General features: G+C 49.6%; 16 protein-coding genes. 11 read left to right on the top strand and 5 right to left on the bottom strand.

The genetic code is table 11. The features are described 5' to 3' along the window. Positions 1 to 34: 34 nt before the first annotated feature. Positions 35 to 1252 carry a M20/M25/M40 family metallo-hydrolase gene (locus tag ABD880_RS00710; RefSeq protein WP_345161301.1) on the bottom strand — a complete coding sequence of 406 codons (1218 nt, stop codon included), beginning with the start codon at positions 1250 to 1252 and terminating at the stop codon, positions 35 to 37. Positions 1253 to 1731: 479 nt separating this feature from the next. On the opposite strand from ABD880_RS00710, the gene ABD880_RS00705 reads away from it, so the two are divergent. The 3 genes from ABD880_RS00705 to ABD880_RS00695 all read left to right on the top strand — a co-directional run bounded on the left by ABD880_RS00705 (position 1732) and on the right by ABD880_RS00695 (position 4904). Next, positions 1732 to 2232, top strand: a complete 501-nt coding sequence (locus ABD880_RS00705) for an SRPBCC family protein (protein WP_345161299.1) — start codon at positions 1732 to 1734, stop codon at positions 2230 to 2232. 95 nt (positions 2233 to 2327) lie between these two features. Further along, positions 2328 to 4208 (top strand): gamma-glutamyltransferase family protein, encoded by a 1881-nt coding sequence (locus tag ABD880_RS00700; RefSeq protein WP_345161297.1) that lies wholly within the window; start codon positions 2328 to 2330, stop codon positions 4206 to 4208. 171 nt (positions 4209 to 4379) lie between these two features. Continuing rightward, complete coding sequence (locus ABD880_RS00695; RefSeq protein ID WP_345161295.1) at positions 4380 to 4904, top strand: 2'-5' RNA ligase family protein; 525 nt, start codon at positions 4380 to 4382, stop codon at positions 4902 to 4904. Between the two features lie 31 nt (positions 4905 to 4935). Here ABD880_RS00695 and ABD880_RS00690 read toward each other — a convergent pair whose 3' ends face one another. From ABD880_RS00690 to ABD880_RS00675, 4 genes are all read right to left on the bottom strand, one after another. Then, positions 4936 to 5121 carry a hypothetical protein gene (locus tag ABD880_RS00690; protein WP_345161293.1) on the bottom strand — a complete coding sequence of 62 codons (186 nt, stop codon included), beginning with the start codon at positions 5119 to 5121 and terminating at the stop codon, positions 4936 to 4938. Between the two features lie 148 nt (positions 5122 to 5269). Beyond that, the gene (locus ABD880_RS00685) at positions 5270 to 5953 is read right to left on the bottom strand and encodes a LytR/AlgR family response regulator transcription factor (protein WP_345161291.1); all 684 of its coding nucleotides are present in this window, start codon (positions 5951 to 5953) and stop codon (positions 5270 to 5272) included. Between the two features lie 56 nt (positions 5954 to 6009). Further along, entirely contained in the window at positions 6010 to 7515 is a 1506-nt protein-coding gene (locus ABD880_RS00680) for a sensor histidine kinase (protein ID WP_345161289.1), read from the bottom strand. Positions 7516 to 7856: 341 nt separating this feature from the next. Further along, positions 7857 to 10349, bottom strand: coding sequence for a TonB-dependent receptor (locus ABD880_RS00675; RefSeq protein ID WP_345161287.1), 2493 nt, complete (start codon positions 10347 to 10349; stop codon positions 7857 to 7859). A gap of 467 nt (positions 10350 to 10816) precedes the next feature. Here ABD880_RS00675 and ABD880_RS00670 point away from each other — a divergent pair, with 467 nt between their 5' ends. The 8 genes from ABD880_RS00670 to ABD880_RS00635 all read left to right on the top strand — a co-directional run bounded on the left by ABD880_RS00670 (position 10817) and on the right by ABD880_RS00635 (position 22222). Continuing rightward, on the top strand, positions 10817 to 12199 hold the full coding sequence (locus ABD880_RS00670; RefSeq protein WP_345161285.1) for a hypothetical protein: 1383 nt from the start codon (positions 10817 to 10819) through the stop codon (positions 12197 to 12199). A 2-nt stretch (positions 12200 to 12201) separates the two neighbouring features. Beyond that, complete coding sequence (locus tag ABD880_RS00665) at positions 12202 to 12615, top strand: hypothetical protein (RefSeq protein ID WP_066510050.1); 414 nt, start codon at positions 12202 to 12204, stop codon at positions 12613 to 12615. Positions 12616 to 12617: 2 nt separating this feature from the next. Continuing rightward, a complete protein-coding gene (locus ABD880_RS00660; protein WP_345161281.1) occupies positions 12618 to 14069 on the top strand; it encodes a hypothetical protein in 1452 nt (483 codons plus the stop codon). Positions 14070 to 14337: 268 nt separating this feature from the next. After that, positions 14338 to 17793 carry a hypothetical protein gene (locus ABD880_RS00655; protein ID WP_345161279.1) on the top strand — a complete coding sequence of 1152 codons (3456 nt, stop codon included), beginning with the start codon at positions 14338 to 14340 and terminating at the stop codon, positions 17791 to 17793. Positions 17794 to 17866: 73 nt separating this feature from the next. After that, the gene (locus ABD880_RS00650) at positions 17867 to 18910 is read left to right on the top strand and encodes a hypothetical protein (RefSeq protein ID WP_345161277.1); all 1044 of its coding nucleotides are present in this window, start codon (positions 17867 to 17869) and stop codon (positions 18908 to 18910) included. Positions 18911 to 19200: 290 nt separating this feature from the next. Beyond that, positions 19201 to 20958, top strand: a complete 1758-nt coding sequence (locus tag ABD880_RS00645; RefSeq protein ID WP_345161275.1) for a hypothetical protein — start codon at positions 19201 to 19203, stop codon at positions 20956 to 20958. Between the two features lie 6 nt (positions 20959 to 20964). Continuing rightward, on the top strand, positions 20965 to 21624 hold the full coding sequence (locus ABD880_RS00640; protein ID WP_345161273.1) for a hypothetical protein: 660 nt from the start codon (positions 20965 to 20967) through the stop codon (positions 21622 to 21624). Positions 21625 to 21667: 43 nt separating this feature from the next. Continuing rightward, positions 21668 to 22222 carry a hypothetical protein gene (locus tag ABD880_RS00635; protein WP_345161271.1) on the top strand — a complete coding sequence of 185 codons (555 nt, stop codon included), beginning with the start codon at positions 21668 to 21670 and terminating at the stop codon, positions 22220 to 22222. Positions 22223 to 22276: the final 54 nt, after the last annotated feature.

Here is a 22276-nt window from a genome sequence, read left to right as displayed (position 1 = left end):
ATAGATCACAAAATTGAGCGAAGGTGAATTCAAATTACTTAGTAGCAATGCCCGCCTCTGCCAGCAATAAAAGCAAAGTGCGTTGAATGGCCAAATGCCCGTTCTTGTTCATCCACCATTCATCTAATGAGTGCGCGCCACCGCCTACGCCGCCCACGCCCACCGTGACGGCCGGAACGTTAAGCGAGATGGGAATATTGGCATTGGTAGAACCTGAGATTAAATTGGGCTGCACCTGAAAATAGCTAGTCGCGGCCAGGGTTCTCTGCACCAGTTCCGTTTTTGGGTCAAGAGCACCAGAGGGTCGGTCTCCTACCAAATCTACGGCTACATCTAAGGCAGGTCCTCTGCGTTTGGTCTCGTTTTCTTCTTTTAAGGCGCGTTGCACAGCGGTTTTTAAGAGTTGGTCTATGCCTTTGAGTCTTTCGGGGCTTTCTGAGCGCATGTCTACCTCCATCCAGGACTCAAACGGAATGGAGTTCACAGAGGTACCGCCGCCTACAATGCCTACGTTGTAACTGGTCTTGACACCGGTCTTGGTAAAGGCATCGGCGGCTTCAGAAAAGTAATGAATGGCTTTACCCAGCGCATGGTGTGGATTGGCCGTCCCGAAGGCTCCCCAGGAATGTCCGCCCGGTCCTTTGAACGTCACCCGGTAACGCACAGAACCCAAAGCCACGGCCGTGATGCGGTCTAGTCCGCCCCCGTCTACGGCAATGTAAGAATCTATCTTGGGGCTTCCGGCGGCAAAGAGGTTCTTCACGCCTCGCAGGTCACCCAGGCCTTCTTCGCCTACGGTGCCAATAAACAGCACGTCTGCCTCTTGCTCTATTTTGTTTTGCTCTAAGGCCCGCAATACAGAAAGCACCACGGCCAGACCGCGCGTGTCATCCATGATGCCGGGGGCAAACAAGGTGTCTCCGCGTTGCTTTACTTTCACATCGGTGCCTTCAGGGAAGACCGTGTCCAGATGCGCCTCCAGCACTACCGTTTTTTTGCCTGACTTGCCTTTGCGCTTGCCTATCACGTTGCCCACTTTGTCGGTCCAGACGGTGTCCACCCCGGCGGCCAGCAACATGGCGGCAAACTGTTTCCCTCTCACCTCTTCCTTGAAAGGCGGGGCCGGTATCTCGGTGAGTAAGATTTGGTCTTTGACGGTTTGCGGGTCCTGCGTTTCAATGGTTTTTAAAGCTTTTTGGACGGTTGATTTTTTAACCAGCGCCTGTAGTTCTTTCTCATACTTCTTCTCCATAACAGGTTTTGCAGAAGAGACAGACTGAGCGACAGTTGGACAGAAAGGGATTACCGCAAAAGCTGCAGGCAGTACTTTAAATAAAAGCTTTTTAGAGGCAAAGCCAAAGGTAGAGTGCATAGAAGGCAAGAAGGTTTAACACGTAACAGGCTTGAAATAACTCAGGTCAGTACGACACATTTCAAACGAAGGTAAAAGGTGGCGATAAATTCACTCTTGAACAAATGCACCGTTTACAGGACTACTAGTTTCAAAAGATTTATCTGGGTTAATCTCTTGGTTTGGGCTAAAGTTTTTCCTGCTTGGCTGTTAATTCTACATGGCTTATCTTGATTAAGATTTGCTGGTCATTCATTAAGAGAGACTGGTAGGTGATTGTCTCTGTTTTTGGCCTATTTTCTGGGAAACAGGCTAAAAATGAGTAACCTTGAGAACGCTATTGACTAAACGGTTAAAAACCATCTGCCCTAAAATATGCTATGCCCGTCATCCACTTAGAAACATGTATAGCGGGGCCGCCTGCCCTTTGTTTTGATTTGTCCAGAAGCATTGACTTGCACACCATCTCCACGGAACATACCGGTGAGAAAGCCATTGCAGGGGTTACTACGGGTTTGATTGGCTTAGGACAAACAGTGACGTGGCGGGCCAAGCATTTTGGTGTTTGGCAAACCCTTACCAGCAAAATCACAGCCTTTGAGCCCCCGTTCTATTTTGAAGACGAAATGGTGCAGGGCGCGTTCAAAAGCTTTAGGCATGAGCATCATTTTGTCCCACAGCAAGAAAACACTTTAATGAGAGACGTATTCCACTTCACCTCGCCTTTAGGGATATTAGGTGAATTAGCAAACAGGTTAGTGCTCACCAACTATATGACTGACTTATTGAAGGAAAGAAATAGAGTAATCAAGGAATATGCAGAATCTGGACAGGGAGCGCTATTACTGCAACAAAATGCCTTGACCCAAAATAAATCTTAGCAGGCTCGCTTTCATTTTCAAAACATAGTTCGTTTAAAGAAGGAGCCTTAAACTGTAGCTAAACCACCCAACCCTCACGCCCAAACCTTTCTAACATGAAACGAATTTTATCTATTACCCTCTGTTGCCTGGTGGCTTTTAGCGCCTTTGCCCAACAGACCCAGAAACCGCCTTTGCATGGCAAGAACTGGATGGCCATTACCGGCAAGCCTTTGGCAGCTACAGCCGGGGCCATGACTTTTCAGAAGGGCGGCAACGCGGTAGATGCGGCCTGCGCCATGCTGGCGGCTACCTGCACCATGTGGGACGTGTTGAGCTGGGGCGGTGAGACCCAGGCGCTCATCTATAACCCCAAGACTAAAAAAGTCATTGCCCTGAATGCCATGGGTGTTGCGCCTACCGGAGCTACGCCAGAGTTCTTCAAAAGCAAAGGCTATAACTTTCCGCCGGAGTTTGGGCCCCTGGCGGCGACCACGCCCGGTACGCCCGGAGGCCTGATGCACATGCTGGCCAATTACGGGACCATGAGCCTGGAGCAGGTGCTGGCACCGGCCATGGACTTGGCGGCAGGCTACCCTATTGACGCGCAGACCGCCAACAGCATAGAGAGAGGCAAAGACAGAATCAAAGAATGGCCCTACAGCAAGAAAGTGTTTTTGACCCACCCCGGTGAAAAGCGCGAAGCCCCCAATGCCGGCGAAATCTTTGTGCAGAAAGACTTGTTGCAGACCCTTACCAAACTGGTTGAAGCTGAGCGCGCGGCGCTAAAGAAAGGTAAGAGCCGGAAAGACGCCATCATGGCCGCCTATGACCGCTTCTACACCGGTGACATTGCCCAGGAGTTTGTGCGCGGGTCTAAAGAACAAGGTGGCCTGATTACCATGCAGGATATGGCCAAATGGAAACCGTTGGAAGAAGAGCCACTTTCTGTCAACTACAAAGGCATAGAAGTGTACAAACTGCAACAATGGACCCAAGGCCCCATGATGCTACAGGCCTTGAACATCCTGGAGAACTTTGACCTGAAAAAAATGGGCTATAACAGCGCCCAGTACATCCATACCGTGTACCAGGCCATGAGCCTTGCCTTTGCAGATCGTGATTTCTATTATGGTGACCAACGGTTTGCCCCGGCTGAACCTATGAAAGGTTTATTGAGCGATGCCTACGCCAAACAGCGCGCAGGCCTTATCAAAATGGACCAGAACAATCCCACCATTGGCCCCGGCGATCCCTATCCGTTTGAAGGCAAAACCAATCCTTATTTGCAGATGCTCAAGAACAGAGGCTATGAGCTGGATACCACCAAACGTAACTTCGCGCCCAAGCATGACACCCGCAATGAGTCTTCTTTAGCCGAGTATCAGGAACGTCTCTGGCTGGGTACTACCACCGTTGAGGCCGCCGACAAAGAAGGCTGGGTGGTTTCTATTACGCCCAGCGGCGGCTGGCTGCCCGCCACCATTGCCGGCAACACCGGTATAGGCATGAGCCAACGCATGCAGAGCTTTGTGCTGGATGCTTCTTTGAACCCCTTTAACGTGGTGGAGCCAGGCAAGCGCCCACGCGTGACGCTCACTCCCTCCATGGCCCTGAAAGACGGCAGGCCGTACCTTTCCTTCGCGGTACAGGGCGGTGACACGCAGGAGCAGAACCTCATCCAGTTCTTTCTGAACATGGCCGAGTTTGGCATGACCGTGCAACAGGCCTCAGAGGCGGCTAACTTTAACACCAACCAACTGTGGCTGTCCTTGGGCGGCACCAAAACCGATGACCGCAAACCCAAACCCGGCCAGATTCTCTTGAATGACACTACGCCTGAGGAAGTGCGCGTGCAATTGAAAAAAATGGGTTACATCATGACTTTTGACGACCGCACCAGCGGCCCCATCAACGCCATCTATTTTGACTGGAAGCACGGCAGTTTCTGGGGAGGCTCCAGTAACCACGGTGAGGATTACGGCATAGGCTGGTAACCTTCCACAGCTTACCCATGGTAGACGCGCAACACAACTATTTATACCCTTTGGCCTTGTTGGGGCTGGCCCGGTCATAGGACTAACGAATGGGATGACAATGCTTCATAGAAAAGCCTCTCAACTTTGAGAGGCTTTTTTGGTTACAGGTATAATCTACCGCAATATTGTATGGAACAGGCACCGCTCATTTTAACCCTCTCACTAGATTCAGAAGCCCAGGCGTATTTTAATGGATTAAGGAAAGAGCATTTTCCGGCACACCGAAACTATTTAGATGCGCACTTAACGCTGTTTCATCATTTAACCGTCCCACAACCAGAATTGGCAGAAACGCTCTTGCAGGTGAGTCAACCGCAGACGGCGTTTGCCCTGCATGTCACAGAATTGATGAGCCTGGGCAAAGGAGTGGCCTTTAGAATAGAAAGTGAAATCTTACAGTTACTGCACACCCAATTGCAAAAAGACTGGTTACCTACCTTGACTGCGCAGGACCAGCAGAAACTTAGGCCGCATATCACCATTCAGAACAAGGTAGACCCAGCAACCGCTAAGGAGTTAAAGAATGCGTTAGAACTAGATTTTGAGCCATTCACCACCACCGCTACCGGCCTGACGCTCTGGGAATACCAGAACGGCCCCTGGCAGTTTCTCAAGCAGTTTAATTTTAAAGCGACAGGGAAAAGAGCGAGATAAAGAATAATGGCTAGATGCGGCGAGATCTGGCTTAGTCTATTTCGGTTGAGGGCTTTTTAATGGCAGCAAACAACACCGGACTAAAAAACCGAAGGTTCTCTATCACGCAGGCCATGCTATAAAACTTCTGCGGGTCAATCTCAGCATTCTGCGCCATAGCTACCAGAATGTTCTCTAAGGCATCTGCGTAATCGGCGTCAAATTCGGCTTGGGTCATGTCCTTCTCCTAGTTTACTCTATAAGGTAACGCAGGCTTACCTGGTTTAATTTCATGGTGGCGCACCTGCCAAACCATGATAGTCTTCCGTTTTTGGCTTGTTTTCTGGAAAACAGCCCAAAAACGGAGGGCTTACGACTCAACTACCTCACCTGCCCAAAACCGCCGCCAGGTCATGCCGGTAGGCCTCGCTCAAAGGAATTTCCTTGTTATGAATGGTGACCTGATGGCGCTCTACTTTGTCAATCTTGTCCAAGGCCACCAAATACGAGCGGTGCACTCGGGCAAACTTATCCTGGGGCAACAGGTTAATGGCTTCTGCAAAGGTACTTCTTGAAAGGTGTTTGGCGCCCTTCTCCATGGCAAAGGTCACGTAATTCCCGGTGGCCTCCAGGTAAAGGATCTCGTCAAAATTTACTTTAATCTGTTCGTAGCCCGTCTTGATGTAGATATGGTCTGCGGCTTCGGGGGCATTCCGGAAGTTGTACAGCTCATAGGCCTTGTTGCAGCCTTTGATGAACCTGGACAAGGAGAACGGCTTCAAGAGATAATCCACCGCGTCTAATTCAAAACTGGTGACGGCGTGCTCAGAGTAGGCAGTCGTGAAAATGATGAGGGGCTTCTTCTGCAGGCTGGTTACAAACTCAAGGCCGGTGATGTCGGGCATTTTAATATCCAAAAACACCAGGTCAATGGACTCCTTCTGCAGAAACTCCAAGGCCTTGAACGCGTCTGTGAAGCAGGCCACCAGCTCCAGGTACGGGACCTTAGACGCCAAGGACCTGACCACTTCCAGGGCCATTGGTTCATCATCCACTGCAATTGCTCTCATGCTCTTCTCCTACGTTTTCTGTCTCTAACCTTAAAGCTACGGCAACCGTCTTCAGATTACAAGTCCAGGGTTAGGTGCACAAAAAACTCTTTGGCGGTTTCTCTGATGATAAGCTCATGGCGCTTAGGGTACAGCAAGGCCAGCCGCTGTTTCACATTCTCCAGCCCCACGCCCGACTTATCCTTCTCAGGGTCCAAATCGCTTTTAGAATGGATGCTGTTGTACACATCAAAGTAGAGCTTCTTTTGGTCACAGTGCAGGCTCACCCGTATCCAGGACTTGTTCTGAAGACTGATCCCGTGCTTAAAGGCATTCTCCACAAACGGGATCAGGAGCATGGGCGCAATGAACTTCTCGGCTAACACATCTTCAATGTTGGTCTGGATGAGAATGTCCGGAGATGTGGAGGTGCGCAGGGACTGCAGGGCGATGTAATTGTTCAGGTACTCCACCTCGCGGGCCAGCAGGATTTTCTGTTGGTGGTTTTCATGGAGCATAAAGCGCATCATGTCACCCAGCATCTGGATGCCCTGGGCGGTGCGGTCGCTGTTCTCCTGCAAGGCAGTGCCGTACAAGGTGTTCAAGGTATTGAAGAGAAAGTGCGGATTAATCTGGGACCGAAGGAAGTCTAAGTTGGCGGCAGAGTTGCCCAATTCCTTTTTTAGTCCATGCACTACCTCCTGACTTTTTAAATGGCGTACATATAGAAAATAGGCCACCGGGAAGGTGAAAAAGAACTGGAAAAACCCGCATATCACGCCCACTGCTATCCCAAAGTCGCCTCCATTACTGAAAATGACAGCTATGAGCGCAGCCGGAAAGAAGGAAAGAAAGGAAAAGAAGACCGCAAATAGCAGATAGCTCAAAAACGGTCTCTTCCTGGATAAGGCATCTGGTATAAGCTTGAAAAATGCAAAGCAGAACAAGGCCACGCTTATAGGACCAATGATGCCCCAGCCAATAATCGCCTCGCCCTCGGCCTCGCCAATGATGAGCAGGAACATGGTCACCATCCAGATGACAATGCCAATGAGTCCGTCGCGGGTCACGATCCGATACTTTGACTGGATGGCCTCTGAGTTGTTGAGCAGGTAAAAAACCGAGATTTTGATAGCGTAATACAACCCGAAGACAAAGACAAACCAGGCCGCCTGCAGGTAGCTTTTTTGGAAGTAGTTGTCTAAGGCCTGGTCTTCAGTGGCAAAGGTATGGAACAGGTAATTTTTAGAGTGGGTCTCAATTACGCCAAACAATAAGCCTAATACGGCAAACACCAGCACCAAGTAAAAGATGGGCAGTTTCTTACTTTCGCCGCCTACTAAATCTGGGAAAACCTTAAAATTCAGGAACACAAACGTCACATATATCAGGGCGCACTCTGCCAGGTTAGGAAACAGGTAGTTGCCATAATAGTCAAAAGGCGTTCTGTGCTCCTTATATAACTCCTGTAAATAGTTAGACGAGTTATTGGCCATGGAGAAGGCAGCCAAAACAAATAGAATGGTAACCAGCCAGAACTCTAATTTCTTGAACTGCTCCTTATCGTTGAGAATCTCTTTCACGGATGTGTTATTTGAAAGTAGGGAAAGGTATATATTTTCTGCCATGCTAGTCTAGTGTTAATGTATCTGAGATAAGCTTTTACAAGGATAAGCGCCTTTAGTCGCCTCTGAAACTAATTGTGATGAATCCCCAGAAATAAGTGACGAATGCGGCAAAGCGGGAATGCTGGTAAAAGGCGATGTTTGCTTAAGTGGATTGTCATGGATTCATTAGCCGATGGCCAACACGCACATGCATTAAAAAATCCCTCTTCGTTTTTGGCCTGTTTTCTAGAAATCAGGCCAAAAACGAAGAGGGATTAGGCTTCTGGAATGATACTGGTTACGGCAAACAGTTACTATTATTCCTCACTGTTGTTCTTAGCATCATCATTGCTGATCTTCTTCTTTTTCTTAGGCTGGGGCTTGCCCGTCACCTTCCCGAATTTATAACTGCCCAGCACGCGCACCTGGCGGTTGTAGATGTAGTTGGCACCAGTCTGGTCTACGGTGGGAGTAGAAAAGGAATTGCGCTGGGTAAGCCGCTCATTGAATAGATTGTCCACGCTCAAACCAATGCTCCCGTTTTTCTTGAGAATCTCTTTTCTAACGGCAAAGGAATAGGCGGCCATGGCCGAGGCTTTTCCTTGCAAGGTCACTCTGCGGGAGTTGAACTCACCGGCCATCTGGGCACTGAACCCATTCTCAAAAGCGTAAGAAGTGTTCAGGTTCAGGTTGTACATCATGCTGGCGTTAGAGGCGTTCAGTTCAGCCGAGGTGCTTTCCAAATCCACGTAGAAGACGTTCACATTGCCGCTCACATTTCCTTTTTTCAAGAACTTGGCGTTGCCAAACAAGCTCATGCCATAACTGCTGTTCTTGCCTATGTTCCCGAAACGGGTGTAGTTGACGCCTCCTGCCGTAGGTATCACAAAAGCCTGAATAGAGTTGTCGGTTTTGCGCAGGTACAGCGAGGCGTTCACTGAGATGCCGTTCTTAAAGAAGGTGCTGTAGCCCAGTTCATAGGCATTGGTGATTTCGGCCTGCAGATTGGGATTGCCCACCTGAATGTTGAACGTATCCGTGCGGTTCTCAAACGGGTTCAAATAGCCCAACTGCGGCCGCTGGATGCGCTTGGTGTAGTTGAACTTGACCGTCTGGCTTTCGGTGAGTTTTCTGGAGACAGCCAGGCTGGGAATGAAGTTGCCGTATTCCTGTTTCACCGATGTTTTGGTAGAAACAAAATCCCCGTCCACCTGCGTCATTTCATACCGGGAACCCAGCTTGAAGGTATACTTTTTATCCAGGCTAAACTCATAGGTAGCATAAGCCGCTTCTACATTCTGGTTATAAGAGAAAATATCTGTGCGGCTTGGGACAACCGTAAAGGGTGCATCTGCCGGATTGGCTAGTAAAAATTGATAATCGCTTTCAGCGTAGCGCAAGATGGCCTTGGCGCCCAGTTCCAAAAGGTGCTTGTTCTTGAACGGGTGCGTGTAGTCTGCCTGAAGCGTCTTCTCTTCATTGTAGGCATCGTTCAGGAACTGCTCCCGCGTCATTAGCTGTCGGTCCTGGTTCTGGATATCCGCGAAGTTGAAGTTCTGACGGTCGCTTCTACTAAACAAGCCCAAGAGGCTCAACTCTTGGCCAGGCTTGGCCAGTTGCTGGGTAAAATCCAGGTTGATGTCAAAGTTGGCGTTGTCAAAGTCGCTTTTGTTGATTCTGGTATTGGATAAGGTAGTACCATTGGTCAGGTACTGCGTGGAGGCTTGGCTAGTCATATAGGTAAACTCTCCGCCCTGAAACCGGATGCCCCCTGATAAGCTACTCTTAGGCGTCAAGTCATAATCCAGACCAAACTGGTAGAGTTGGAACAAGCCTTCGCGCTTGCCGTCCATCACCTGGGTCAGGCGGTCCAGGCCTTCAATGCCTTTGTATTTCGTTTCCCTAAAACTTTCGGCTGGGTTGTTACGCCATTGACGCCCCGCAGCGCCCATCACACCCAACTTGCCTTTGCGGTAATTGAGCGTACCGTTCATGTTACTGATGCGGTTGCCGTACCCGGCGTTCACCACCCCGTTCACGCCTTGCAGGCTGTTCTTCTTGGTGATGATGTTGATGATGCCCGCCGTACCTTCTGCATCATATTTCGCCGATGGGCTAGTTATCACCTCCACACTCTTAATTAAATCTGCCGGGATCTGGCGCAGCGCGTCTGCCACGCTGGTGGCCATCATGGCTGACGGTTTGTTGTTGATGAGCACACGAATGTTGGAGCTTCCGCGTAGTTGCACGTTGCCATCCATGTCCACGGTCAGACCCGGCACCTTCTTGAGAACTTCGCTGGCTGAGGTTCCGGCGTTGGTGATGTCTTTTTCGGCGTTGTACACCAAGCGGTCTACTTTGTCCTCTACCAAATCCTTCTCTCCAACCACAGACACTTCCTGCAAGACCTTAGAATCCATCTTTAAAGTAATGGCACCCACGTTTACTTCATCTTTGTTGCCCAAAGAGATGTCTTCCACCGCCTTGGTCTCATAGCCCAGAAAACTCACTAACAACTTATACTGCCCGGCAGCCAAACGGGTCAAGGTGAATTTTCCTTTGTCATCTGAGATGGTGCCGTCTACCGTTTTGCCGTTGGCTTTGTCTACCAAAGAGATGGTGGCAAACTCCACCGGTTTCTTGCCGGCCTCATCAAGGACCACGCCGGAGATTTTGCTGTTTCCTTTGGGAGCGGTGCTAGCAGTTAAGGGAGAAACTACCGTAGCGGCAGGTTTGGTAGGCGGGGCCTGCGCAACCACTTGGTGGGTGGCCAATAAGCCTGAGACGGCTAAGAGTACTAACTTTTTCATAGAATACTTTTTAAGATGGCTGAATGAACATGGTACCCACCTGTACCCAAGTGGCTTGGCTTTGCCTTAATGAGGCTTGGGCGTAAGAGCCGGAGGGTGAGTGCGGTAAGTGATTCAAGGTTAGCCAGCTTTGCAGGCATCCTAAACTAAATGTGACGAATCCCATAGAAAATGTGACCAATGGGCAAATCCAGTATTTTCAGAAGGCCGTTACAGATTTATGCATCTTTTAAAGCTTCCTGCGTATATAGCCGTTAAGGTATATTTTCCGTTAAAGCCCTAGTTTCTGTCTGTTTACCGGAAAACAGGCCAAAAACGGAATCTGGCAGGATACCCGGTTCACTAGACAACCTAAGCGGAAACACAGGAACAGGGTCACGCTTATATCCTTGGGTAATAGAGTGCCTGAATCTAGCGTTCTATCCATGGTCAACCTTCATCAGGAATCTTAGTAAGTACACATGAACATGAACAGCAAAATCTATAAAGCGCCCTTCCTTGGTACTACCCTTCCCTTGCTCTGCCTGGGATTGGCACTAATGACCACTGGTTGTTTTGAAAAAAAGGGAGCCCGCGAAGAAACGGAGACCACCACTACAGAGAAAGCCTCCTCGCGTGACCAAAAGGAACCCTCTGCCATAACTCCTGAGCCAGCACCCGTAGCTAATGCCAAGGTAGACGTGGACATTTACCTGGAGGTGTCCAATGGCATGAAAGGCTTTATGCCCCCACCCGCCGCCGACAAAGAACCCACCACCTTCCAGAACCGGTTGACCAAATTGATTTCTGAAGTACAGGACGGCGTGCATGTGGATGACAAGCGCTTTTACCTGGCCAAGCAAGACAACGCTGGCAAGCCTGTTCTGGACAGCGTATCGTACAACACCTTAAAGCTGACCATTGTAAGTGGTATCAAAGACAACGTCTTGGGCACGCCTCTGCCAGACATGTTAAAGGCCGCCTTGACCAACTCTACCAAACGCGGAGCATTGAGCGTAGTAATCTCAGATTTCATTCATGGGCCAGACCCTAACAATCCTGGGCAGTTCTTGTCTCTGGACGCCGACATTAGAAGTAGTTTAAAACAAGCCGAGCATGAAAACCTGGTAGTTGCAGTATTGGCAGAGGCATCACCTTTCTATGGCAACTATTACCCGGCGGTGAAGAAACCGGCGGTGAAGCAAACACTATCGGGTCAGGAGATTCCGTTCTACATCTGGATTGTAGGCAAGCAGGCAGACGTGCAGACGTTCACCAACAAGGTATTGCGCAACCTGCCGGCCCAGCAAGCGTATTTCGGGTTTTCGTATGCCAGCGTGCCGTACTCAGCCGTCTTAAAAGCAACTGCCTTCAAGCCTATGGGCGTGGTATACTGCACCAGCAGAACCGCTGAAACATGCACCACGGTAAATTTAGCGCCAGAAAATAAGGAGCCGGTTGAGTTCACCATCGGGCTGGATTTGAGCAATTTACCGGCCACCATGCAGTCAGCAGACTACTTAAAGCAGAACCTAAAGCTGGCCATAACCGGTGGCAAAGCGTCTCTTGGCACCATCCTTGTAGCCAATGAAGATACCAAGTCAGCACCGGGCGTGTCGCAGTTCACCCACTTTGTGCGGGTTAAAGTGCCTCAATTGACGGCCAGCACCGGTTCCATTACTTTGAATTTACCACAAGCGGTACCCACCTGGATTAGCCAGTGGTCTACAGGCAATGACAACAATCCGGCGTCAGCGCCCAGAAAAACGTACCAGTTCAATAAGATAATAGACGGCGTGCAGGCGCTCTATAGAGATAAAAGTGAGTTTGTATTTAGTGCTACAATGAAGTTTAACAAAGAAACCAACTAAGGATGATTCAGAATTTCTTCTCCGGGCTGTATGAGCTTTTCTTGGGCCGGCCCATGCCAGCCAGTTTCACCAATGATTACCGCGAGGTGGTGTTCCCCAACACCGGTCTCATGCTGTTCATCATCACGCTGGTCATGGTAGTGCTCTATTATTATGTCTTGAACCGCGCCTTGAGCACCGGTTTTTACAAGCCAAGACACTGGTACATCTTCCTGGCCATCAATGCCATTATTGCGTTCATCATTCCTATTTCTCAGGTGAGCGGCGCTGACATTGATACTCATTCTTACACCTACACGTTTGCCTTTGTAAACGCGGTGCTCAGCTTAATCCTGTTTTTCATTTTCTCCCTATTGCTTAAAAAGGGAAGTGTCCAGGCTTGGACTACTCCCATGAAATGGCCCCACACTAGATAACTATGGCAAAACTTTTTGTATTCGGAATTGGCGGAACGGGTTCCCGAGTGATTCGCTCGTTGGTGATGCTCATGGCCGCCGGTGTCAAAATCAAGAACTGTGACAAGATTGTGCCCATCATCATTGACCCAGACACGCAGAACGGGGACATGAACCGCACAGTAGAACTGCTTAAAACCTACAAGCACCTGCATGACCAACTGGGCAAGCGCGAAGAAGGGTTTTTCCATACCAACATCAGCACGCTTTCCAGCATCTCCGGCGACGGCTCCTCCAAAGTAAGAGATTCGTTTGTGTATGACTTTGGCGGAATCAACAAGCCGTTCAAAGACCATGTGGGCTACAACCAACTAGACATTGACTCCCAGGCGCTGGTAGACTTGTTGTTCACGCCAGAGAACCTCAACAACAGCCTGGACGTGGGCTTTAGAGGAAGCCCGAACGTGGGCAGTGTAGTCTTGAATGAGATTATTGAATCTCCTGAGATGCGCTTTTTTGCCTCTAACTTTCAGGCCGGTGACCGCATCTTCTTTGTGAGCTCCATCTTTGGCGGTACCGGCGCGGCCGGCTTCCCGCTGTTGTTAAAGAACTTCAAAGACCATCATTCTACCCTGCCTAACGCGTCTAGCCTAAACTCGGCGTTGACCGGAGCCATGGTGGTATTACCGTACTTTACCCTAGAGCAACCTGCCCCAGGTGTAGACGCTGACTTCATTGACTCCAACACCTTTACCACCAAAGCCAAGGACGCCCTTTCTTACTACCAGAACCACCTGACCGGGGTGAACGCCACCTATTACATGGGCGACACGCCAGACCGTCCGTTGGAGAACAACCCGGGTCGGGCCAGTCAGAAAAACGACGCCCACTTGGTAGAGCTCCTGAGCGCGCTGTCCATCATTGACTTCATGGACTACTCAGACAATGAATTGACCGGTAACTCGCACTACCATGAGTTTGGCTTGCGCGAAGACGTGGACAACGTGCAGTTCTCGCATTTGGACACCGAGACGAGAGACCGCATTGCCAAGCAGTTGATTCGCTTCCATTACTTCGCGCGCTACTACGCCAACCATGTGCCGGATGACGCGCAAGCGGCCTATGCCAAAGGTGTGGACTTAGGTGGTGCCATGCGCAACGAGCCTATCTTCAAAGAACTGAACAAGTTCTTGAACAGCCCGGAGATTGGCTACGAAGCCTGGTTGAAGGAGCTAAGCCGGATGGAGCGCACCTTCTCGGCCTTCCACCTGCATGAGACTGATTTCAACCGCATGGTGTCTGACAAGCAGGTAGAGACCGGCTTCCTAAACAAAGGCATTTCGCAAGGAGCGTTTGTCAAGGAATTGAATCGCGCCTCAGAATCCATCTCAGACCGCGAGGCTTTCAAAGCCACCATCAAAGCCTTTGAGATTGCTACTAATAATCTGGTGGAAGAAAAGCTTAAGTATTCTTAAGCATTCCGTCCCCCTTTGAAGGGGGTTGGGGGATGACAAGTCCGTCTCAAATTTGCTAGGCTTTAGCTATAATGTAATAGGCTTACTAATTGATAAAGGACGAGTCATCAGATAAAGAAATCATCCCCCTACCCCCTTCAAAGGGTGACGCAGAAGTGAAAGTAAACCTCTAGTAGGGGTCTAAAATTAAAAGGAAAGAAAAAGAGGCCATCCCCCAAATTCGTTTTTGGCCTCTTTTTCTGGAAACACCTTAAAAACAGATTGATTTATGCCGAAAGTACTTCGACTTCATAAGACCGGTTCTAACGTAGAAGGTTGGGCAAAAACTAGCCAGATTACCAGCACGGAGATAAAGGACATCACCGACGGTGCCGGCGGTAGAGCTCAGAAAATTACGGCCTCCATCCCTACGCCGTTTGCGCGCATGCACTTGTTTGAGACCGCCTTTGACTTTGTCAAGCAAGGCGTCTCCAGCACCCCCAACAGCATCTACCATAAGTTTGTGACCCACTTCTGGGACTTGTGGGAATTACTCTACAACCACCAAAGCTACGCCCAAGGCGGTAACAAGATTGTCATCCGGCGCTGGAACAAGCAACAGCAATTGCACGCCATGCAGTCCAACCCCAACACGCAACTGTTGGGCAGAACGCTGGAGCTGTTCATGAACGACCCCAAGTTCAGAGGCGTGGATGATTTGTTTTTGTTCTATCTGGAGTCTACTGATGGACGTGGTAACAAACACATGCAGTTGCTGGGTGGCACCTCGCCTTTCACCTTCCTGTTTGTGTCTCCTAACGTGCAACCGCTTTCCATCAATAGAGCGCAGAATGTGGGTGTGTACTTTGACAACAACTTTGTGTCATTGAATGACCGCGAGCGTGATTTCAAAGAGTACGTGCACAAGCTGTTCGTGTCTAATCCGGCGTACATCCAGGCCTTCCCGGCGGTGTATAATGCCTTGGACGAGGCTGTGTTAAAAAGCATCTCTATGTCTGGGGTGATGGGTCAGAATGCGGTCATCAATGACTACCTGCCGTTGGTTGATTTACAGCAAAACCCGGTGCACGTGGGTCACTTAAACTTCTTAGTCAAGAAAGACCAGACTGCCGTGACCAGCAGTGACTTGTTCCTTCGCCCTACCAACAGCCAGTTCCAGGGCGACCGTCCTATCGTGCTCAAGCCAGATTTGCGTTTGGCCCCGCACGTGAAGTACGTGAACAACCTTGCTTGGCCTACCAACACGCAAGTTGGGTACTCAGATGATAAAGAAATTCCTGCGCGTTCTTTGCCGGGCGTGGGTTTTAACTACCCCTACCTTACCATCAATGACCTCTTACAAGAGACCATCGTGCAAGTGCCGTATGAGGTGAACACAGACCGATTCTACAGCGGAACCGTCTTGTACCAGCCGGGTGTCACCGAGAAAGTCTTCAATTATCTGTTGCCTATCACCAGCACGTATTTTGACTATTTCACGCCAGAGGATTTGGCTAATCACCTCACCTTCTATGTTGACGTGAACCATGTGCGCGTGACCTTGTCTATCCCGACGGAGCACGGCCCGGTGGTATATGAGCGCAGTTACTATGACAACCCACTCAACTCCAGAGACGCGCACGGCCAGATCATCCCAGAGAAAGGGCATATCTTAAAATCACGCGTGGGCATTGGAGTGTTCCCGTTCTACAAGTTTGTGGATGCGCCTACCTACAATGACTTCTACAAGGTGATGCTGGTAGACGAGGACATTGACCCGCTGTTGGTGAACAGAAACCATACCTTGAACTTCTATGTAGGCGGACGCCAACTGGACGCAGGCGGAGGATTCATGTCGGCTACGTCCCAGCGACGCACCAAGAAAAGCAACAGCAGTGCCGGTAGTACTTATTATGAGATTAGAGGCACGCACTTTGACTACGCTGAGCTAACGCACCAAGGCGTAGACGTGACGGGCAAGGCGCTGATTGTGCCTAAGTTCCAGCAAATGCACCAGGGTATTCAGAGCTTTACCTTCGCCATTGACTTCGGGACGTCTAACACACACATTGCCTACACCGCCGGTTCAAACCAGGCCCCGAAGGAGTTCTCCATCACGGCCAATGACTTGCAATTGGTGATGTTGAACAAACCTTCAGAGGATGCTTCCTTGACTGATTACCAGCGTTTCCATAAGCGTGGCTTCGGGCGATTGTTTGCGGTTGAGACCTTGCTGAAGCGTGAATTTATTCCGTTGATTATCGGCTCGGGTGGGTCATTATACTCCTTCCCTACCAGGACGGCTACCTGTGAGTCTATTGACTTTGAGAACCAGATTCCAAGCTTGTTTGGGAACATCAACATTGGTTTCTCCATCAACACTGAAGGTACTCACCAGGACCAGTACAAGCAGAGCTACCATACAGACTTGAAGTGGAGCGAGACGCTTTCCAATACCGGCAAGCGCCGGATTGAAGCCTTCTTCACCGAGATTATGTTGCTCATCAAAAACAAGGTGGTCTTGAACCATGGCAACGTAGCCAACACCAAAGTGGTGTGGTTTGCACCTTTGAGCTTTGATGACTACTCGCGCAACATGTTCCAGAACGTGTGGGACGGCGTATACCAGACGGTGTTCAAAAACGGAAGAAGCACCGCCTGCATCACCGAGTCTGTGGCTCCGTTCTACTTCTTGTCCAGGACCGGTGTGGTAGTACCTAGCCAAGATGAAAACCTGATTAACGTAGACATAGGCGGTGGGACCACCGACGTGTTGTTGTTCACCAACCGCAAGCCTTCTCACAGCGCCTCGTTTAGGTTTGCTGGGAATGACCTTTGGGGCGATGGTTTTGCTTCTGTCAAGACCAGCAAAGACAACGGTTTGTTACAATACGGCGTGTCGCATATAATGCAAATTCCCTTGTCTGAGGAAGGCAAGGAATACAAGAAGTTCCTGGAAACGGCCTTGGACAACCCAGACTTCGGGTCAGCAGATATTACCAGTTTGCTCTTTAGCTATGACCGTGAGTTGAATTACAGCTCGCAGTTGTTGCAGGCACGTCAGCTACGCTTGATGTTCTATCTGCACTTCGGGGCCTTGATGTATCATTTGGCACAGCTTACCCAACTATTGGGCACGCAGGTTCCGCGCTATATCTGCTTCTCAGGTCAGGGAAGTTTGTACATCAAGCTATTGGCCGCGGGCACCAACTTCACCAACGTGGAGCGTTATGCTAAAACCATCTTCCAGAAAGTGACCGGCCAGGAAGCGCCTAGCAACTTCAAACTGGTTTTGGTAGACAATCCTAAGCAAGTAACGGCCAACGGCGGGGCAATGGCTTTGGAAGGCGCTAACCTTTCTGACTTGACGGACATTCCAATCATGCGCCCAACCGGTGCCGTGGCCGGAGAAGATGCCATGAAGTCGGTGAACAAGAGCCAGATTTCGTCTACGCTCAGAACTGAGGTGCTGGACAACGTCATGAACTGTTTGACGCTCTTATTAGATGACGCAGATGTGGCTCCTTTGATGCGCTCTATGGGCGTAGAGGTAGACCCGCACTGGGTGCTCAACTTCATGCGCAACAACATCCAGGACAGCTACACCATGGTCTTGGAAGAGACCCTGCGCGGACTTTCTGACCGTGAACTCATCCCGGAAACCATGTTCTTTATGCCCTTGAAGCAGTCTCTGTACCTGTTGTCTAAAGAACTGTACCACCAGCAGGTAGGTGCCATTGTATAATTTGTAAAAGACCGCTGGTGCCTGATAACAGCACCGGCGGTTTTAGTATCCTCTAACCATTAAAACATTTGGTATGACTATACCTATCATTATAGCAATCGTGGCGTTTCTGCTCGCCGGCTTCACCTTCTTTAAAGTAAGCGGGCTGTTGCACAGAATCAGTTCACTAGAAAAGAAGAACCGCGAGCTGGAGTCTGGCCTGAAAGGACTGGAAAACAACTTCAAACGGAACAACCCTAGAAACCCACAGCAGGAAAGCCGTCCGGAGCGTGGCAACCAACCTAAGCAACCTCAACAAGCCCAGCCTGCCAGAGGCCAACAACCGGCGCCTGAGCAACGCCAGAAACAACAGCCTCAGCAAAACGCCAGGCAGCAAGCTCCCCAGCCTCAACAGCCCCCACAGGAGCGTCAGCCTAAACAAGCTCAGCCACAGCTTCAACGGGCCCCGCAAGAACCCAGAGCCCGTCAGGAAGGTCAGCCTCCGCAACAACAGCAAAGACAGCCTAGGGAGCCACGTCAACCACAGGAAGGACGTCAGCCCCGCAACCCGCAACAAGGCCAGCAACCAGCCCAACCACTAGACGGTGACCTGGGACAACAGCCTACCCGCGTGCAACAGCAACAACCGCAACAGCGCAGAAACGAACCTAGAAGAAGAGACGGCATGAACCCACAAGACCAGAACCCGCAGTCAGACGAGAACAGAGCGATGCAGAACCCCATGCTGGGTGGTGGCATGGTAGGTGATGATTTATTGAATGAATTGTCTCAGCCCCAGCAGGCACCGCAGGAGCCGGAGTCTCCCATCAGGTTTGCCATCATCCCTGAGGACGGCGTCATCAAAACGCACCAACTGCAAAGGCGCCCCGATTCTGACAGCTACCTGGAGATTGACACCCCGCAGGAAGGCAGTACCCAAACCCGGTATCGCTTTAACCTGGCCGGCAACCATGCATTTGTTATCTCACAGGGCATGGACAGACTAGAGAACGCTTTCAACTTTGAGAAGCCCTCTAACCGAATGGTTACCAGAATTGTACAGCAAGGCGACGGTGTCTTGACCAGAACCGGCAGTGGCTGGAAGATTCAGGAAAAGGCCCGTATTGACTTCAGCTAGAAAGCCCTTTCTTTTAACCAATTCTGCCATTTTGGATTAGAAGAATTGAATCCGTTTTCGGGCTGTTTTCCAGGAAATAGCCCGAAAACGGATTCTTGCTTTCTGCTGTTCTACTTTTAATCACCTACCTTACAAGGTAAGAATAGCTGTTTGGAAGGTTGGCGTAATCTTTGATTTAGAGAGTTCGTTTTTGGCTTAGTTTTCAGAAAACAGCCTAAAAACGGAAGCAAGAAAATCAAACAATCCCGCTATCTTCCATCAGTGGCACTACCCAAACCAACCTCCTTTCCATGGAAGTAATATTTATCTTAGAAGCCCTTCTGGTACTGGTCATCATTGGCTACCAATGGCGTGTGTACCAAGCCAACAGAAATAAAATTGAGACCATAAAAGACCTTTTCCCAGATGAGTCAAGGCTGTCGGTTCAGCGTGCGCCCTTGGACGGCTCGGTGCCAGAAAAAGTGGCCTCTATCTCTCAGGAACAACTTTGGGAGCAGTTGGTCTATGGCAAGGATTTCAGGGAAGGCTCTCCCATCAGTCCGGTCATCAAGCGCATTGTGGCCGTTGATTCTGAGGAACTGCACATATCTGCACAGGATGAAGCCAATCCTTTCTACACCGTTCCCATTGCGCAGTTTAAACAGGCCGTTCAGCAGGGAACCATCTTCTTAGAAGAGCATATTCAGGCCAATAAATTAGCCCAGAAACCTTCGGCTAAATCAACAGAAACCACAGAGCTGATTCACGCGCAAAACCCGTCCTCGGTTTTCCAGAAAATTCTTAAAAGCACCAATGAATATTTGCGCCTGAACAAGGGTGCGGCGGCTGACTTTACCATTCTTAAGGACGTGGCGGAACGGTATTCAGACTCCTTGGACGAGGAGGTCCAGTCCACTATTTCAACACCCTTGTACGTGGGTTTGCTGGGTACTTTCTCTGGAGTAATCATTGGCCTTTCCAGCTTGGTGTACACGGGGTTGAGAAGCGCTACGGCAGATGAAGGCTCGTTTATTACAGACCAGAACATTCCATCCTTCCTGTTTGGGGTGCTCATTGCCATGGCCGGCAGTTTTTGCGGTTTGCTTCTGACCATGATGGGCAACAATGCGCTGAAAAACGCCCGTAGCCTACGGGATAGAAACAAAAACGAATATTACACCTTCCTGCAGACGCACCTGTTGCCTAAGCTTAATTCAGACATGGCCGCCAGCCTGGGCAACTTGAAATCGGTGCTGGATTCGTTTAACAAAGACTTTCTGGACAAGATTCTGGGCTTTAGGCCCATTGTGGAAACACTCACCGACAACATCAGCACTCAGAAGGAATTCATTCAGCGGTTGGACGAGATTGGCTTCACGCAGATGGCCAACGCCAACCTGCAGGTGTTTGACAAAATCAAGGAAAGCGAGCGCCTGTTTATGAACTTCCTGCAGTACCAAGAAGCCTTGAATGAATCGGTGCGCAAAGGCGGGGAATTGACGCAGAACATCTCTCAAGTGTTAGGCAGATTGACCTCTTTGCAAGAAGGCTTCGACCGTTTGCCGGGCTACCTGCAACAGCATGATGAATCCATTAGACGGCAGGTGAATTTCTTTTCTAAGCATGAGGAGGAACTGGATAACATTGCCAACCGCACTGAGCAGTATTTCGACAAAGCCTCTCTGCGTTTAACAGACCTCATGCAGGCCCGGCTACAACACCAGGAACGCGATGCCCAGAACGCGTATGAGAAGTGGCAAGAGCATTTTAGACGCTTGAACGAGGACAACTTGTACCAGCGCATTTTGGAGTACATGCAACCGTTCCAAAACCTCAACAGCCAGCAAGACACGCTCAACAAACAGCAATCAGAACTAGCCCAGGAAATCAAGCGAACGAATGACGCTTTGTTGCGGAAACTGGAAACCGACACTCAGGTACAGCAGGCTCTGTTACAGCAGTTGGCCGTCTTGAATGACAACGTGGAGCGCACGCTGGAGCCAGGCCCAATCAAAGCCGCTATGGGCAAAATCTTCGGGAAGGGACAGATACAAAGACCTAAGCCGTAACCTATCATGAACAAAGAAAACAAAGATTTTTTCTGGCCCAGTTACGTGGACCTCATGACGGTGCTTTTCCTCATCATGCTGGTCCTGTTTGTGCTCAGTTTTAAGATGTTCACCGACAAAGACTCTGAGAACCGCCGTAACATTGCCCAGCTCAAAGTAGAGGTGCAGGAAAAGCGCAAGCTAGACGAAATCAAGGAGGCCCTCTCGCGCCTGGATAGCCGGTATTTCCAGTACAATGAACGTTACAAACGGCATGAACTATTGGTAGACGTGTTATTCGCACAAAGCAGTGCCACCATTCCGCAGCGGTCCTTAATGCCTTTGCGAAGAGCCGGCGAAGAGCTTAGCCAAGTGCTTAATTCTGTGCAAGGCGCCGATGTGAAATACCTGATTGTGATTGATGGCCGGGCCGCCAGCTTCCCGCAAGGTGACCCCAGGAACGCCACCCAGCGCGAATACGCCTTGGAGCTGAGCTACAAACGCGCTCTGGCTTTGCTCCAATTTTGGCGAAGCGCTGGCATCCGGTTTCCCAAAGACCGCATAGAACTGATTGCTTCGGGCAGTGGCTTTGAAGGCGCTGGCAGAACGGGTGACGTGCGCGACAGACGCTTCGTGATTCAGATATTGCCTAAGGTGGGAACGTTGACGAGTAAAACAGTAAATTAGTATATATTTGATTGGTAAGTAAAGTTTACTTCGTCATCCTATCATGATTAACCGTCTTTTTCAAATTTTAAGCTTTTTAATATTTGGTCTAACTTCCTCAGGATGCACCGTTGATTATCTTGATTACTACCAACACTTAGAATCACCGGATGGGAAATTTAATTACTGCCTTTATTCAGATGTAGGCATTGGTGACCCTGGATTTTATGTTTTAAAGCTGGAGAAAGGAATTAATCCAGAGGAGTTACCTATCAAATGGAGTTTCAAAGATGGGATTTCTGACCGTGATGATAACTGGATAAGAAGCAGGACTGTTTTATATAATTATGATGAAGCTAGCCTCTTCACTTCAAATCCCAGCATTGAACTTATGGATAACAGATTTGTGGTTTTTTCTAGAGGAGGATATCAGATGGGCCTGTATGATATAGAATTAGATAATGACACGATTAATTTTGTATCACCATGGAATGAGTGGTATTCTCAAAGTACACTTTCAACAAATGACAAAGATAAGGAGGAGGAAGAGTATGGAAAGTGGATTGAACGTAACTTAGACATTCCCATAAAGTCCTACATTAAAAACAATCAGCAGTAGTACTGTCAACAAAAAAAGTACTAAAACCAACTTCTTAAAGGCGACTAGTTGTAA

Source organism: Nibribacter koreensis (assembly GCF_039541795.1).
Taxonomy (GTDB): domain Bacteria; phylum Bacteroidota; class Bacteroidia; order Cytophagales; family Hymenobacteraceae; genus Nibribacter; species Nibribacter koreensis.
The sequence above is the reverse complement of the archived record's forward strand: the minus strand, read 5'-3'. Positions and strand labels throughout refer to the sequence as shown.

What these genes read in the sequence shown, in the direction of transcription:
- ABD880_RS00650 (WP_345161277.1), top strand. Translation starts at nt 17,867, where the DNA reads ATGACTATACCTATCATTATAGCAATCGTGGCGTTTCTGCTCGCCGGC.
- ABD880_RS00660 (WP_345161281.1), top strand. Translation starts at nt 12,618, where the DNA reads ATGGCAAAACTTTTTGTATTCGGAATTGGCGGAACGGGTTCCCGAGTG.
- ABD880_RS00710 (WP_345161301.1), bottom strand. Translation starts at nt 1,252, where the DNA reads ATGGAGAAGAAGTATGAGAAAGAACTACAGGCGCTGGTTAAAAAATCA.
- ABD880_RS00665 (WP_066510050.1), top strand. Translation starts at nt 12,202, where the DNA reads ATGATTCAGAATTTCTTCTCCGGGCTGTATGAGCTTTTCTTGGGCCGG.
- ABD880_RS00640 (WP_345161273.1), top strand. Translation starts at nt 20,965, where the DNA reads ATGAACAAAGAAAACAAAGATTTTTTCTGGCCCAGTTACGTGGACCTC.
- ABD880_RS00690 (WP_345161293.1), bottom strand. Translation starts at nt 5,121, where the DNA reads ATGACCCAAGCCGAATTTGACGCCGATTACGCAGATGCCTTAGAGAAC.
- ABD880_RS00645 (WP_345161275.1), top strand. Translation starts at nt 19,201, where the DNA reads ATGGAAGTAATATTTATCTTAGAAGCCCTTCTGGTACTGGTCATCATT.
- ABD880_RS00655 (WP_345161279.1), top strand. Translation starts at nt 14,338, where the DNA reads ATGCCGAAAGTACTTCGACTTCATAAGACCGGTTCTAACGTAGAAGGT.
- ABD880_RS00700 (WP_345161297.1), top strand. Translation starts at nt 2,328, where the DNA reads ATGAAACGAATTTTATCTATTACCCTCTGTTGCCTGGTGGCTTTTAGC.
- ABD880_RS00670 (WP_345161285.1), top strand. Translation starts at nt 10,817, where the DNA reads ATGAACAGCAAAATCTATAAAGCGCCCTTCCTTGGTACTACCCTTCCC.
- ABD880_RS00685 (WP_345161291.1), bottom strand. Translation starts at nt 5,953, where the DNA reads ATGAGAGCAATTGCAGTGGATGATGAACCAATGGCCCTGGAAGTGGTC.
- ABD880_RS00705 (WP_345161299.1), top strand. Translation starts at nt 1,732, where the DNA reads ATGCCCGTCATCCACTTAGAAACATGTATAGCGGGGCCGCCTGCCCTT.
- ABD880_RS00635 (WP_345161271.1), top strand. Translation starts at nt 21,668, where the DNA reads ATGATTAACCGTCTTTTTCAAATTTTAAGCTTTTTAATATTTGGTCTA.
- ABD880_RS00695 (WP_345161295.1), top strand. Translation starts at nt 4,380, where the DNA reads ATGGAACAGGCACCGCTCATTTTAACCCTCTCACTAGATTCAGAAGCC.
- ABD880_RS00675 (WP_345161287.1), bottom strand. Translation starts at nt 10,349, where the DNA reads ATGAAAAAGTTAGTACTCTTAGCCGTCTCAGGCTTATTGGCCACCCAC.